Below are 14,711 nucleotides of genomic sequence, written 5' to 3'. Positions count from 1 at the left end.
AATTTTTGGTAAATGTCAACCTGTTTATACGGATATCAAAAGATACCATAAATAAATGAGACAAAAGTAGATAATAGCTAGACTTTAGTTTGTTATCTATTTTATAATTTTATGTGAGTGCTAAATTGAGGGAGTTTATAATATATGAAAAAGTTTTTAGTATCAGTTTTAAAGGCGACATCTTTACTAGTGATTGTATTAGTTGTGATGTTTGGTGCCTACAAAGGTTCTCGATTTGTGGCTGCTCATCAAAAGAAAAGTGTCGTTAGTGATATGTACACAAAAGCTAGAACTAATGACAGTTTGAAATCAGGAGAGAACTTAACCTATCATCTAACTAAATTAGGGCAAGAGTCATTGCAACCTGATTTATATTTTGATAAGACTAAAAATCACACAGATCAAATGGCCTATACCTCGCAAGAAGGTGGTATGCTATATCAACATAGTGCTGGACAGATACAAATCCCATCAGACATTTCTGCAGGACATATTTTAGAAATCAAAACACCATTTTATATTGATTCTTTTTCAGATGATGCAACATTAATATTTGAAGATTCAGAAGGACAAACGTTGACCTATAACGGGACAAATTTTAACAGCGATTGGAATTATCGTAATCAAGGGTTAGTACGCGTGCTAACAGGGACTAACTTTGACAAGGATCGTTTAATTAATGATTCTGAGTTCATGAAGAAAAATGCAGGAAAAACGATTAGTTACCGTTTTGATAACCCTCAATATATGATGGCTTCAAAAAAAGCGCTACAAGATAGTCAATTAACTAAACATAAAAATGTTGAATTAACTCGTTCTGAAATTTCAAAAGAAAAGCCGTTTACTTATCACTTTAATACATCTAGTGAAAATATCGAAGCTTTAGATTTTAAAGTTTACAATCAAGATAATGATGACATTACAAATAAATTTAAAGTTGCGATTGACTCTAAAAAGATAGAAAATCATACAGATTATAGTCAAACGCTAACTATCACACAAGTTGGCGATTTAGCAGAAAAAGACCAAAAAATTAAAGTTGTGATGCCCTTATATGGTCATTTCATTACGTCAGTCTTTTATGCAGGAGACAAGTTACCAATCATTCAATAAAATTCTTAGAGGTAAAAAAATGAATACAAAAAAAGTAACAATTCAGCAAGCTTTGCTGATTGGTTTAATGACTTTTGGTCTTTTTTTTGGAGCAGGGAATTTAATATTCCCTGTTTTTTTAGGTCAACAAGCACAGTCTAATTATCTGCCAGCCTTTTTAGGCTTTATTTTATCTGATTGTGGTTTTATTTTAATCGGAATTGCAAGCTTATGTTTAAGTCAAACATACCATTTCAAAAAATTAATGACCAAATTAGCGCCCATTCCTGGAAAATTATTTGGGACGCTACTTTATTTGGTGATTGGACCGCTGATTTTATTACCTAGGTTAGCTAGCGTATCGTTTGAAATGGGATTAGGTAGCTTTATACCTGAACAATATTATTTGCTCGTAATGGCAATATACACAGCAGGGTATTTTGTGATTGTGTATCGATTAAGTCAACAATCACGTAATATTGTCAACATTGTTGGAAAGATTTTCACACCATTATTATTGATAACATTAGCCATTGTTTTTGGATTAGTATTTATTCTTAAAATGGGTGATCCAATCCAGCCGCTTAACGTAACTTATCAGACTAACCCGATGCTTCAAGGATTTTTAGATGGATACAACACGATGGATGCATTGGTTTCGGTCATTTTTGGATTTATTATTGTTAAAGCTTATCAAAATCTTGGAATAAGTGATGCTAAACAGTTGGCCATAGAAAGTCTAAAAAGTAGTCTAGTAGCAGTAGTTTTGATTACATTTGTTTATTTTGGATTAGTTTATTTGGGTGCAACTAGCTTGGCTATTATGAATCCGATGACAAACGGTAGTCAAATTTTAGTTAAAGTTGTTCATCACTACTTAGGGGATGCAGGTGGACTATTGTTGATGGTTATTGTAATTTCTGCAACTTTAAAAACCGCGATTGGCTTGATGTCTTCCTTTGAACAGGGATTGAGCGAGATTTATCCTAGAATAAATTCGGGTTACTTCAATAAAGCGAGTGCAATCTCATCATTTGTGATTGCCATGTTTGGCTTGAATTTCATCTTGATGTATTCCAACTATTTATTGAACTTTGTTTATCCCATCGTTTTTATTTTGATTCTCATTATGTTTATTTCACCAAAATTTGGAAATCAAGCAGCCTGTTATCGATTTTCTGTTGCGTTTGCGATATTGCCAATTATTTGCAATGTGTTGGCATTATCAAATCCTGGTGGTCAATTTGATTTTATTAATCAATATATTCCACTTGGGTCAATGGGTTTTGGATGGTTATTGCCAGCAATTTTAGGTTACGTTATAGCCTTAATTAGGCTACAAAAATCGAAAAGTTAGCGATTGTTACATAATTGTAATTGTTTAAAGGGGGTTTTGTAACCTGTTTGTTACATTCGTTCGTTACAATGGATTCTGTTATTTAAAATAAAAAAACAAAAACATTATTTCGGAGGAATTTCCTTGAAAAATTTAAACAATAAGACAATTAAAACGATTTTTGCGAGTTTGATTGCGGTTTTAATGGTTATTATTGCAAAACCAACACAATCAAACAACGTACAAGCTGCCTCAAAAGGCGAAAATGTAGCAGTTAATTATGTACCTGGATATGGTATTGCCGTTTGGAACGGATACATTGAAGGGTCACTAACTGGACAATATTTAAGTCATGGAACAACATGGAAAGTGACGAATACAGCAACAGATACAAGTGGTAACTTGTGGTATGACCTGGGTGCTAACCAATGGATTAACAGTCGTTATACTCAAAATGCAGCGGCTGTTTCTCAAGCTGCTGAACAAACTTCAAATCAAGGAACATTTAAACTAAGTTTTTATGATCCAAAAGTTTTAGGCTCAAACATGGGTTACAGCGGTGTTGCTGCTAACTTGTCAGTATTTCCAAAAGGAACTAAATTAAAGATTACATTATCTGATGGTACTGTATGGTACCGTACGGTAAATGATACTGGTGGTTTTGCTTACGGTAATCCTCGTCAATTAGATGTTGCGATGCCAAACTATGCTATTCCATCAGCAGGAATCTTATACGCTAATGTTCAAGTTATCTATTAAAAAAAAGACTAGCCACTGGCTAGTCTTTTTTTATTTTAACTTGATGTTTTTAAGGTTTACGATAATTTTCTTGTTTAGTTCCATAACATTGTTGTCGTCTTCTTTATCGTTATCAGTAATTGTTAACATAACTGAATTTTCATAAATCTTTTCAATTGTGCCTGAAAATGGCTTTTTCATATCTTCTTCAACTTTTGCTTTAACATTTTGGCCAACGGCTAGTTTTTCTTTATCCATATTCATCCATCCTTTTTATGAATTTTAACACATACTATATAAGATAATAAACTTGAGTTGTAATTTCAATGATAATAATTGTAATACTATCGGATTATCTCTGTAACATAATTGAAACATTCTTTAGATATAATGAATTCATCAATTAAGAAATCAAACATTAAATTTAAAAACAATTATCGGAGGATTCACTTTTGAAGAACTTTACTAAACGACTATCAACAATTACATCAGCAGCATTTCTTGGAATTGCCGGAGTAGCAGCTGTAAATAGTATGGACAATGACGCTAACCAACAGGTACAAGCTGCTGAAGTTAACCAAACTGTTCAAATCAACTATGTTTCAGGTTACTCTGTAGCCGTTTGGAATGGTTACCAAGGTGGAAGTGTAACAGGCCAAACATTACCACATGGTTCACAATGGAAAGTAACAAACAAAACTTACGACTACCAAGGCAACTTATGGTACGATTTAGGAAACAACCAATGGGTTAAAGGTCAATACGTTGTGGATGCAGGTGCTGTTTCTCAAGCTGCATCAAGTCAAGTACAATCAGTTATTAACATGGCTCAAGCACAAGGTGGAATTCCTTATGTATGGGGTGGAAAAACTCCTGCTGGATTTGACTGTTCAGGTTTAATGCAATATGTATTTGCTCAAGCAACTGGTCGTCAAATTGGTGGTTACACAGTAGCTCAAGAATCAGCTGGACGCAAAGTATCAGTATCACAATTACAAGCTGGAGATTTAGTATTCTGGGGTAGCCAAGGAAACTCATACCACGTTGGTTTATACATTGGAAACGGTAAATACATCCATGCACCTCAACCAGGTGAAGGTGTTAAAACTTCAAGTATTTCATCATACTTCATGCCTTCATTCGGTGTACGTGTACTTTAATATCGCTAATAAATATATATAATTTAAATTTAATGTTGAAAAGTTTTAAAAAGACCGCTGTTGCGGTCTTTTTTTTATAGTCAATTCGAATAATTATGTAAAATTATGTAAACATTAGTATTTTATAGTATAATGATGTGAGTAACATGATAATTTAAGCCAATGTTAATTTGAGCTTTGGTAAGAGATAGAAAGGGATGTAACAAAATGTCATTGATTAGCTTCAAGAACGTTGGGAAATCATATGGAGAGTTTAAAGCATTGAAAAATATCAATTTAGATATTGATCAAGGACAAATTGTTTCTATTATAGGACCTTCTGGATCAGGGAAGAGTACACTACTTAGAACGATGAATGGACTCGAAGAAATTAACGAAGGTCAATTAATTGTTGATGGCCATGATTTATCCAACCCTAAAGTCGATATCAACAAATTAAGAAAAGATGTTGGGATGGTTTTCCAACACTTTAACTTATACGCTAATAAAACAATTTTAGAAAATATTACACTAGCCCCTCGAATCGTACTAAAAGAAGATGCAAAAAAAGCAGAACAAACAGCATTAAAACTACTAGAAATGGTTGGTTTAAAAGACCAAGCAAATAAATATCCTTCACAATTATCTGGTGGACAACAGCAAAGAATTGCTATTGCGCGTTCACTTGCAATGAAACCAAAGGCTATTTTGTTTGATGAACCGACAAGTGCACTGGATCCTGAAATGATTGGTGATGTTTTGAATGTTATGAAAGAAGTAGCAGGTCAAGATATGACAATGATTGTGGTTACGCATGAAATGGGATTTGCAAGAGAAGTTGGCGATCGAATCATTTTTATGGACAGTGGTCAGATTCTTGAAGATTCAAATGATCCAAAAGCCTTTTTCAAAAAACCAAAAGAACCGCGTGCACAGCAATTTTTAAGTAAAGTTATTGGTCATTAGGAGTGTGAAAAGTATGCCAAAAGTACTCAAAAAATTAGGCGCTTTAGGTGTTATTTTAGTCCTAGGATTATTAACGACCGCTTGTGGACAAAGTTTAGCACAGCAAAGCGTTGTTGAAAGAGTTGAAAGAACTAAAACGATAACCTGGGGTGTCAAAGGTGACCAAAAGTTATTTAGTTTAATTAATGTTGAAAATGGTCAGTATGAAGGATTTGAAGATGACTTAGCACAACTGTTATCCAAAAAAGCATTTGGTGATGATGTAAAAGTTGAATTTGCAACTGTAACTAGTTCAAGCCGAGTTCCAATGCTGAAAAATGGAAATGTTGATGCTTTGATTTCAACGATGACAATTACACCTGCTCGACAAAAACAACTCGATTTTACGCAACCTTATTTTAATGCCGGACAATCTCTTTTAGTGAAAAAGGGAAGCCCAGTAAAAAGTGTGAAAGATTTAGACAGTTCTAAGACAGTTTTAGGAATGCAAGGGTCGAACTCTGTTGTGAATGTTAAAAAAGCAGCTCCAGAGGCTAATATCTTAGAATTAAGTGATTTAGCTCAAGCCTTTACGGCACTTAAATCAGGTCAAGGGGATGCGTTGACTTCAGATAACGGTATTTTATATGGATTAGTTGCTAATAACCCTGATTACGAAGTAGTGGGTGGTGCCTTTACAACAGAACCATATGGAATTGCAGCTAACAAAGGCCAAGAAGACTTTGTGGATCGATTGAATAAAGCACTGACACAAGCCAAATCAGACGGTAGTTATGACCAATTGGTCAACAAATGGTTTGGATCAATTCCAGGATTTGAGGTGAGCCAAGTTAAATGATTACGATTATACAAGAACACTTACCACAGTTAATGACAGGACTATTCAATACGATTCTTTCTAGTTTAATTGCGTTAGTTGGTAGTTTGATTTTAGGAACAATATTTGCCCTTTTTGAAATCAGTCCTAATCGATTATTACGTTTTATTGGAAAAGCCTATGTTGAAATTTTCCGTAACATTCCATTATTAGTAATTGTTTTGATTTTTTATATTGTGATTCCAATGTATATTATCAAAATTGATGGATTCATGGCTGGAAGTATCGGGTTAACGATTTATACTTCAGCCTTCATCGCTGAAGTTGTTAAAGCTGGTATTTTGAGTATTGGCAAGGGACAGATGGAAGCCGCTCGCTCTAACGGTATGAGTTATTTGCAAGCGATGTGGTACATTGTATTACCTCAAGCGTTTAAAGTGGTGATTCCGCCTTTAGGTAACCAGTTTATTAACTTAGTTAAAAACTCTAGTATTTTAGCGTTTGTGGCAGGGGCAGACTTGATGTATCAAGCTAACAGTATTGCTTCTACAACGTTCCAAACTAATCAAACCTATTTAATTATTGGTGTACTATATCTTATTTTGACGATGCCATTGAGTTACTACATGCGTCATTTAGAAAAGAAAATAACTAACTAAGTGGAAGGAGTGAGTCAATGAACTGGTCAGGAGCTTATACTTGGATTAATTTAAATTACTTGCTACAAGGATTGTGGATTACAATTCAAGTTTCTGTAATTTCAATTATTTTAAGTTTTATATTTGGTGCAATACTTGGCATTATTCGTTATAGTCGAGTCCCTAAATTATCCGCATTTGTCGGATTCTTAGTTGATATCGTGCGTAATTTGCCATTACTATTAATTATATTTTTCAGTTACTTTGGATTACCACAAATCGGTATTCGATTTAGTACATTTTCAGCAGCAATTTTTGCATTTACAATTTTTGAGTCTGCTATGTTAGCTGAAATTTTTAGATCTGGACTGGAAGCTGTGGATAAAGGGCAGACTGAAGCCGCTCGTTCTAATGGGATGTCTTACTTACAAACGTTGAGATATATCGTTTTTCCACAAGGATTGAAAAAAATGATCTCACCAATTGTGAGTCAGTTTATCTCATTAGTTAAGGATACGTCACTTGCAACGATTATCTTATTGCCAGACCTGATGCAAAGAGCACAGGTGATTTATGGACAAGATACAAATTACATGATTCCAATTTTCATTTTAGTGGCGGTAACTTACTTCGTTGTGAACTATGTATTGTCACTATTTGCAGGATTCATTGATCGTCGGTTAAAAAATTAAAGATTTTTAAATATATTATTAATGTTCCAATCAAAAAACACGTTCTATGGTAAGATGAACGTGTTTTTAATATATCTATAGGAAAGAGAGTTACACAATTATGTTGGAGTTTAAAAATGTAACCAAAGCATTTGGTGACATTACAGCTGTCCAAGACCTATCTTTCAAAATTGAAGAGGGTCAAATTATGGGGTTAATTGGACAAAATGGGGCTGGAAAAACCACGACTTTCCGTTTGCTATTAAAGTTTCTAAAAGCAAGTGAAGGTCAAATTTTCTGGAACGGTCAAGAAATTAGTGCTGACGATTATAATATTATCGGATATTTACCTGAAGAAAGAGGATTATATTCCAAACTATCAATTCGTGATCAATTAATCTTTTTTGCCGAATTAAAAGGAAAAAAACGTAAAGAAATCGAACCTAAAATTGATTACTGGATGGAAAAATTTCAAGTCAAAGGAAATAAAAAAGACAAACTGAAAAAGTTATCTAAAGGAAATCAACAAAAGGTTCAATTGATTGCAACATTATTGCATGATCCAAAACTTGTTATCTTAGATGAACCTTTCAGTGGACTTGATCCTGTCAATGCAGGAATCTTGCAAGATGGTATTTTAGAACTGAAAAAACAAGGGGCATGCGTTATTTTCTCAAGTCATAATATGAATAACGTTGAACAGATTTGTGATCATTTAATTATGCTAAAGAGTGGTCAAACAGTTCTAAAAGGTAAGGTATCTGAAATCCGTCGTTCATTTGGACGTACGAGAATCTTTTTAGAATCTGATTTAACACCGCAGGATGTTTTAGACGTCGAAGGTGTAAAAAATGCATTCGTTCATGAAGATGGTGTGTTAGAAGTTGTTTTAACAGATGAAAAAGCAGGAAAAGCTATTTTTGATTTAGCAACAAAAAATGGTTATATTCCAATGTTTAATCAACAACCACCAACACTTGAAGAAATCTTTAGAATGAAAGCAGGTGCACCAAATGAATAAAACATGGATTATTGCACGTAATGTGTTTATGAAAAATGCCAAAACTATTTCGTTTTGGATTATGATTATTTTACCGATATTAGTATTTGTACTTTCAGCAAGTGTCGGATTTTTTACAGCGGGTTCGATGTCCCAATCAGATTCAAAGCCTAATGAATCCACAAAAATTGCTGTTGTTGCAACAAATGAACAAACAAAAGAAACATTAAAATCCTTTAATCAAGATTTTCAACCAGTTGGTTCGATTGATGAAGCTAAAACAGAATTAAAAGATAAAAAAATACAGGCTTATGTGGATTTTGACCAAGTCAACAATTTAACAATTATGACTGACAATGCTAATAATGAGATTCTACAAAAACTATCGGGAATTGTGACACAAGCTCAAAGTTATTTAACTGCTAAGCAAGCTGGCATTTCAGATCAACAATTAGCGACTTTGAGCCAGCCCGCAACGGTTCAGTTTAAGGATATCAATGATGCTGAAACGCTGGCACAAGCACTATCTAATCCTGAGATTAAGAAATCAGTTTATAATTTTGTTGCTATGGGCTCTGTAATTATCTTGTTTTTTATTGTGATAGCTTTTGCTAATATTGTTGTACAAGAAATTGCTTCGGAAAAAGGCACTCGAATCATGGAAGTACTTGTTTCAAGTGCACCTGCTAAGCAACACTTCTACGGCAAAATCATCGGAGTGATAATGATGGTTGCCGTTTATGTTGGTTTTTATGGCATTCTTGCAGCGATTGGCTTAACCTATTTTAAAGATAATGAAATTGGAAGTTTTATTATTAATGAAGTCATTGCAACACCTTTCTTTATGTCTGTTATCATATTTATGTTAGTGGCTATCATTTATACTATTGTTATCGCAGCTATTTTAGGATCTTTATCATCTAAAGCAGAAGATGGGCCTAAAATGGTAGCACCTCTAAGTTATATTATTTTAATATGTTATTTAGCAGCGATATACTCGATGAGTGGCAATAATATTATTACCCAGTTTTTATCCTATATACCACTAGTTTCATCATTTTTAGCTCCTGCTAAAATCGGAATGGGATTCATGAGTATGGGGCTGGGAATAGCGTCTCTTCTGATTTCAGTCGTATTTTTGATATTAATCACTTACTTCGGTGGAAAATTATATGCGTCAAATGTTCTGATGTATAGCGACCAATCAGTTTGGAAACGCTTAGCGAACTCAATTAAATTCATTAAACGTGAAAATCAAGTTAAATAAAAAACTCACCTTTTAAGGTGAGTTTTTTTATTTGAGATAATCTTTCAACCAAATTTTATCGTTTGGATTAATAACAGCTTTAATATAGAAATCAGCTTCTTTAATTTCTTGTGAAATAATTTCCGTTTTTCCTTGTAAATAAGATAAAGTCTTACCATCTGTAGCAGGAATAATTAAATCAACAGTTTCGTAATCTTTGAAAATTTGTTTTTGGATAAATTCTGAAAATTGCAAAATCGATGGCTTTTCGATTGCTGAGTAGATAATTTCATCGCTGTTAATCTGAGGATAAGGGGTATCTGTTTTATCAGCTTTATTGAAGGCTAAAATCATTGGAATTTTATCAGCGCCAATTTCTTTTAGCACTTCTGCGGTAGTAGCCATCATTTCTCGGTAGTTAGGATCTGAGTAATCGACAACTTGTACGATTAAATCAGCTTCTTTAGCTTCAAGTAGCGTTGCTTTGAACGCTTCAACCAGGTTGTGAGGTAAGCGGCTAACGAATCCAACAGTATCACTCAAAATAAATTCTCGATGATGTGGCAAACGAATATGACGAACACTCGTATCAAGTGTGGCAAACAACATGTCTTTTTCAAAAACAGCCTTATCCTCCTGATTCTTAGTGAATGCTTTAATCAAAGCGTTCATTGTTGAAGATTTGCCCGCGTTAGTATACCCAACTAAAGCAACTTTAGGTAAATCACTTTTTTGACGTTCCTTGCGTTGAGTAAGTGTTGTTTGTTCAATTTCTTCAAGTTGGCGCTTAATTCGGGTGATTTCTTTTTGGATTGTTCGACGGTTAATTTCAAGTTTAGTTTCACCAGCACCACGGTTAGCAAACCCTGAACCACCGCGTTGTTGATCAAGTGTGTTTTCTGAAGGGTGCAAACGAGGTAAAGCGTACTGTAAGCGAGCTAAGTTAACTTGCAAGGTTGCTTGTTTTGTTTTGGCACGTTGAGCAAAAATTTCTAGAATTAACTCAGTTCGGTCAATCACTTTTAGTTCGGTTATCTTTTCGATATTTCGAATTTGAGTGGGCGTTAATTCATCATTTAAAACGACAGTTTGGACATCTTTGTGTTCACATAATTGTTTTAATTCTTCTAGTTTACCTTTACCAAAGTAAGTCCCTGCAACAGGATTATCTAGTTTTTGTGTGATAGTTGAAACTACTGTCATGTTGTTGGCAAAAACCAGTTCTTTCAGTTCTGAAATTGCGTAATCAAAATTGAATTTTTGTGCATCAACACCAGCAACGACAACTTTAGTTTTTTCAATATTATTTGTGAGCATTAAGTCACCTCGTCTATTAATTTTAGTATTCTCATCATAACTAATCTAACGAAAAAAAGCGAATAAAACGCTAAAAAGTCACTATCTTACAATTTTGTAAGTTTTTTTGATTAATTTGTAAGGTAAATAAATGTATTCAAAGTAATGTGAATGGTATGATTATCATGTAAAAAAATTAGGAGGCTAATAAAATGTCAAACGACCAAATTGTAAAAGTACAAAATATAAATAAAATTTACGGCAAACGTAACGAAAAAAAATACCAAGCACTAAAAGATATTAACTTCTCAGTAGATAAAGGTGAATTCATCGGAATTATGGGGGCATCAGGTTCAGGTAAAACAACTTTACTAAACTTATTGTCAACATTAGACAAACCAACAAGTGGTCATATCTACATCAACAATCAAGATATTACGCAACTTCAAAAAAATGGGATGGCAGATTTTCGTGGACGTGAAATTGGATTTATCTTCCAAGACTTCAACTTACTTGAAAACTTATCTTGCCGCGAAAATATTGCATTACCATTATCATTACAAAATGTTTCATCAAGAAAGATTAGACCAAAAGTTGAAAAAATTGCTAAAAAATTAGGTATTTTCCAAATTTTAGATAAATATCCATCAGAAATTTCAGGTGGGCAAAAACAACGTGTGGCAGCTAGCCGTGCGTTAGTTCATGAACCTTCAATCCTATTTGGAGACGAACCAACAGGTGCACTTGATTCAAAAAGTGCAAAAGAACTATTGAATACAATGCAACAACTGAATGAACAAGATGCGGTATCAATTTTGATGGTGACTCACGATGCAGCAGCAGCTAGTTATGCACAGCGTATTTTATTTATTAAAGATGGTGAAATTCACCGTGAATTAAGACGTGGTCGAAACTCACGTTCAGATTTCTATCAAGAAATTATTCAAACACTAGGAACCTACGAACAGTAAGAAGGAGAGTTAAAATGTTATTCAAATTAGCATTATCAGGATTACGAAGTCGATTCAAAGACTATCTCGTCTTATTCTCTGGTCTAATTGTGACAAGTGCTATCTTCTACATGTTCTTGTCACTTTCGACAAATCCAGAGTTCTTGAATCAAAATCCAACAGTTAAAACAATCGGAAGCTTATTTATTATTGGTGATGTGTTGCTTGCCATTATTACCTTAGTCTATGTGATTTATGCCAATGGTTTCTTACTTAGCATGCGGCAACGAGATTATGGCTTATTCATGATGCTAGGGGCTAACAGTTCGAAAATCGGAAACTTGATTTTTGTGGAAACTTTATTTTTAGGTGTTTTAGCAACCGTTGTTGGCTCAATAATCGGTGTTTTTGCGACTCAAACAGTTGCTGGAATATTAGTTAGCAACTTAGGACTATCAATTAACGGCTTTATAGGGCTACACATTCCAGCCGTATTATGGACAATTTTATTCTTCTTTGTGCTCTTCTTCCTAGCAGCCTTATTCAATAGAATTAAATTATCAACTATTCCTATTTTGTCACTATTAAAAGGTGATCAAAAACCTGTCAGCTACCGTCGTAACAAAGCATTGCTATTACTACAAGCAATTATCGGGATTGGCGCATTAGCTGTTGCTTACTATATGATGTTCAATATTACTAAATATTCAACATTTGGTTTTTGGATTGCGTTAATTGGCGTTGTACTGGGGACATTTTTAGTATTCAAATCATTCTTTACAGTCTTAATCGATGCATTGAGACGATGGAAAAGTTTGAATCATCGTGGACTTAACAACTTTACAATTAATCAATTGAAATTTAGAATTACTGATTATACCCGAATTTTATCAGTTGTTTCCATTCTATTTGCGATGGCAGTTGGTGCAATTACAGTGTCATTATCAATGCGTAATATGGCGTTTGATAATACAGAAAACGCCGCCTTTTATGACACAGCAATCTATAGTGACGAAGCCAGCGTAAAAGAAGCAGTGTCAAAATTACCCATTCAAGAACAAAGTACTTTCCACTACAAAGTTGATGGTAAAAATGTTTATGCTTTAGCTAGCGAGTCAAGTAGCCAATCTGTTAAGATGAAAACTTTTGATAATGAAAAATCTATCAATAGTGGACGAGCCGCTTATCGATTAGTTACTCAACAAGGTGAAGAAGCTAAAAACGATATTAATAATTTTATTTCATCAGCTTACAATGTTATTCATCCAGATAATCAGATTTGGGCTGGTGGGTTTGAGATTCCAAGTGATGTTCAATACAATTATGTTGATCAAGCTACCTTTAACAGCATTCCAGCTGAGGAACATGCCGTACAGTTAATTAAAACAACAGGTGGTATGCGTCAAAACTGGCGGACACTAACTGATATTGATAATTTACAATCAAGTCATTTAACAGATGTTGAGTCACGCAGTGGTATGGCCAATAATCAAGTTGGTGGTCAAGGAATTAGTTATTACAAAAATGTGAATTCATTCTTATCAAGTTTCCAATTTATAGGTATTTTCTTGGGTGTTGCGTTCTTGACTATGCTTGCTTCAATTTTGATTTTCAAAATTTTAAGTGGTGCACATCAAGATAAACAACGTTACCAAATGCTTGATAAAATTGGTGCTCGTCGTTCAGTGATGACCAAATCAATTGCTAAGGAATTAGCAGTCTTATTCACACTTCCAGGTTTACTGGGATTAATCCATATGTTATTTGGACTCAAATTATTTGAAACATTAGTTCCTGGAATCTATGGTATGGCTTGGATGCCAATTATTATCTTCCTTGGATTATATTTCTTATACTACTTACTAACATTATCAATTTATCGCTCAATCGTCTTACGAAAAAGACAATAATAAAAAGCCAACGAAAAACGTTGGCTTTTTTATTTTGTGGATATCTTACAGTTTTGTAAGATTAGACCTCAAATTGTAAGGTAAATCGATGTGGCAACTTGTGCATAATTGTTAGCATAAACCTTGTAAAACAATTCAGGGGGGAACTAATATGGCAGAGCAAGTTGTAACTGTACATAACATTAACAAAATCTATGGAAAGCGTAATGAGAAAAAATATCAAGCACTTCAAAATATTGATTTCTCAGTCGAAGCAGGTGAATTTATCGGAATTATGGGGGCATCAGGATCAGGTAAAACAACCTTACTAAACCTGTTGTCTACATTAGACAAACCGACAAGTGGTCATATTGAAATTAATCATCAAGATATTACAAAGTTGAAGAAAAACCAGATGGCAGATTTTCGCGGACGAGAAATTGGTTTTATTTTTCAAGACTTTAACTTACTTGAAAATTTATCTTGTCGTGAAAATATTGCATTACCTTTATCACTACAAAATGTATCATCAAAAGAAATTCGACCAAAAGTTGAAAAGATAGCGGTTAAGTTGGGCATTTCAGAAATTTTAGATAAATATCCATCAGAAATTTCAGGTGGGCAAAAGCAACGTGTGGCAGCTAGTCGGGCGTTAGTTCATGAACCTTCAATCCTATTTGGAGATGAACCAACAGGTGCGCTAGATTCAAAAAGTGCAAAAGAATTACTGAATACAATGCAACAACTGAATGAACAAGATGCGGTATCAATTTTGATGGTGACTCATGATGCAGCAGCGGCTAGCTATGCACAGCGCATTCTATTTATTAAAGATGGTGAAATTCATCGTGAATTGAAGCGTGGACAACAATCACGTTCTGATTTTTATCAACAAATTATTCAAACACTTGGGACATATGAACAGTAGGAATG

15 protein-coding genes are annotated in these 14,711 nt (G+C 34.0%); 13 read left to right on the top strand and 2 right to left on the bottom strand.

Annotated elements, in window-relative coordinates:
- The first annotated feature begins 144 nt into the window (after nt 1-144).
- The 3 genes from JNUCC80_RS05140 to JNUCC80_RS05130 all read left to right on the top strand — a co-directional run bounded on the left by JNUCC80_RS05140 (nt 145) and on the right by JNUCC80_RS05130 (nt 3,187).
- Nucleotides 145-1,113, top strand: coding sequence for a hypothetical protein (locus JNUCC80_RS05140; protein ID WP_454152807.1), 969 nt, complete (start codon nt 145-147; stop codon nt 1,111-1,113).
- Nucleotides 1,114-1,132: 19 nt separating this feature from the next.
- Nucleotides 1,133-2,449 carry a branched-chain amino acid transport system II carrier protein gene (brnQ, locus tag JNUCC80_RS05135; protein ID WP_454152806.1) on the top strand — a complete coding sequence of 439 codons (1,317 nt, stop codon included), beginning with the start codon at nt 1,133-1,135 and terminating at the stop codon, nt 2,447-2,449.
- A 123-nt stretch (nt 2,450-2,572) separates the two neighbouring features.
- On the top strand, nt 2,573-3,187 hold the full coding sequence (locus tag JNUCC80_RS05130) for a hypothetical protein (protein WP_454152805.1): 615 nt from the start codon (nt 2,573-2,575) through the stop codon (nt 3,185-3,187).
- A gap of 30 nt (nt 3,188-3,217) precedes the next feature.
- On the opposite strand, the gene JNUCC80_RS05125 is transcribed toward JNUCC80_RS05130, so the two are convergent.
- Nucleotides 3,218-3,424 (bottom strand): DUF2187 domain-containing protein, encoded by a 207-nt coding sequence (locus JNUCC80_RS05125; protein WP_454143942.1) that lies wholly within the window; start codon nt 3,422-3,424, stop codon nt 3,218-3,220.
- A gap of 194 nt (nt 3,425-3,618) precedes the next feature.
- On the opposite strand from JNUCC80_RS05125, the gene JNUCC80_RS05120 reads away from it, so the two are divergent.
- The 7 genes from JNUCC80_RS05120 (at nt 3,619) to JNUCC80_RS05090 (ending at nt 9,664) form a co-directional block, all read left to right on the top strand.
- Nucleotides 3,619-4,326 (top strand): C40 family peptidase, encoded by a 708-nt coding sequence (locus tag JNUCC80_RS05120; protein ID WP_454152804.1) that lies wholly within the window; start codon nt 3,619-3,621, stop codon nt 4,324-4,326.
- A 207-nt stretch (nt 4,327-4,533) separates the two neighbouring features.
- On the top strand, nt 4,534-5,271 hold the full coding sequence (locus JNUCC80_RS05115) for an amino acid ABC transporter ATP-binding protein (protein WP_454152803.1): 738 nt from the start codon (nt 4,534-4,536) through the stop codon (nt 5,269-5,271).
- Between the two features lie 13 nt (nt 5,272-5,284).
- Nucleotides 5,285-6,109, top strand: a complete 825-nt coding sequence (locus JNUCC80_RS05110; protein WP_454152802.1) for a transporter substrate-binding domain-containing protein — start codon at nt 5,285-5,287, stop codon at nt 6,107-6,109.
- The gene (locus tag JNUCC80_RS05105; RefSeq protein ID WP_454152801.1) at nt 6,106-6,747 is read left to right on the top strand and encodes an amino acid ABC transporter permease; all 642 of its coding nucleotides are present in this window, start codon (nt 6,106-6,108) and stop codon (nt 6,745-6,747) included. The genes JNUCC80_RS05110 and JNUCC80_RS05105 overlap by 4 nt, the downstream gene beginning before the upstream one ends.
- Before the next feature lie 17 nt (nt 6,748-6,764).
- Nucleotides 6,765-7,418 (top strand): amino acid ABC transporter permease, encoded by a 654-nt coding sequence (locus JNUCC80_RS05100; protein ID WP_454143952.1) that lies wholly within the window; start codon nt 6,765-6,767, stop codon nt 7,416-7,418.
- Between the two features lie 100 nt (nt 7,419-7,518).
- Complete coding sequence (locus JNUCC80_RS05095) at nt 7,519-8,418, top strand: ABC transporter ATP-binding protein (protein WP_454152800.1); 900 nt, start codon at nt 7,519-7,521, stop codon at nt 8,416-8,418.
- Complete coding sequence (locus JNUCC80_RS05090; RefSeq protein WP_454152798.1) at nt 8,411-9,664, top strand: ABC transporter permease; 1,254 nt, start codon at nt 8,411-8,413, stop codon at nt 9,662-9,664. Before JNUCC80_RS05095 ends, JNUCC80_RS05090 begins: the two co-directional genes overlap by 8 nt.
- A gap of 27 nt (nt 9,665-9,691) precedes the next feature.
- Here JNUCC80_RS05090 and hflX read toward each other — a convergent pair whose 3' ends face one another.
- Nucleotides 9,692-10,960 carry a GTPase HflX gene (gene hflX, locus JNUCC80_RS05085; protein ID WP_454152797.1) on the bottom strand — a complete coding sequence of 423 codons (1,269 nt, stop codon included), beginning with the start codon at nt 10,958-10,960 and terminating at the stop codon, nt 9,692-9,694.
- Nucleotides 10,961-11,151: 191 nt separating this feature from the next.
- On the opposite strand from hflX, the gene JNUCC80_RS05080 reads away from it, so the two are divergent.
- From JNUCC80_RS05080 to JNUCC80_RS05070, 3 genes are all read left to right on the top strand, one after another.
- Nucleotides 11,152-11,910 (top strand): ABC transporter ATP-binding protein, encoded by a 759-nt coding sequence (locus JNUCC80_RS05080; RefSeq protein WP_454152795.1) that lies wholly within the window; start codon nt 11,152-11,154, stop codon nt 11,908-11,910.
- Between the two features lie 14 nt (nt 11,911-11,924).
- Nucleotides 11,925-13,799, top strand: a complete 1,875-nt coding sequence (locus tag JNUCC80_RS05075) for an FtsX-like permease family protein (RefSeq protein WP_454152794.1) — start codon at nt 11,925-11,927, stop codon at nt 13,797-13,799.
- A gap of 151 nt (nt 13,800-13,950) precedes the next feature.
- Nucleotides 13,951-14,706, top strand: a complete 756-nt coding sequence (locus JNUCC80_RS05070) for an ABC transporter ATP-binding protein (RefSeq protein WP_454143964.1) — start codon at nt 13,951-13,953, stop codon at nt 14,704-14,706.
- Nucleotides 14,707-14,711: the final 5 nt, after the last annotated feature.

This window comes from Holzapfeliella sp. JNUCC 80 (assembly GCF_053667655.1).
The sequence above is the reverse complement of the archived record's forward strand: the minus strand, read 5'-3'. Positions and strand labels throughout refer to the sequence as shown.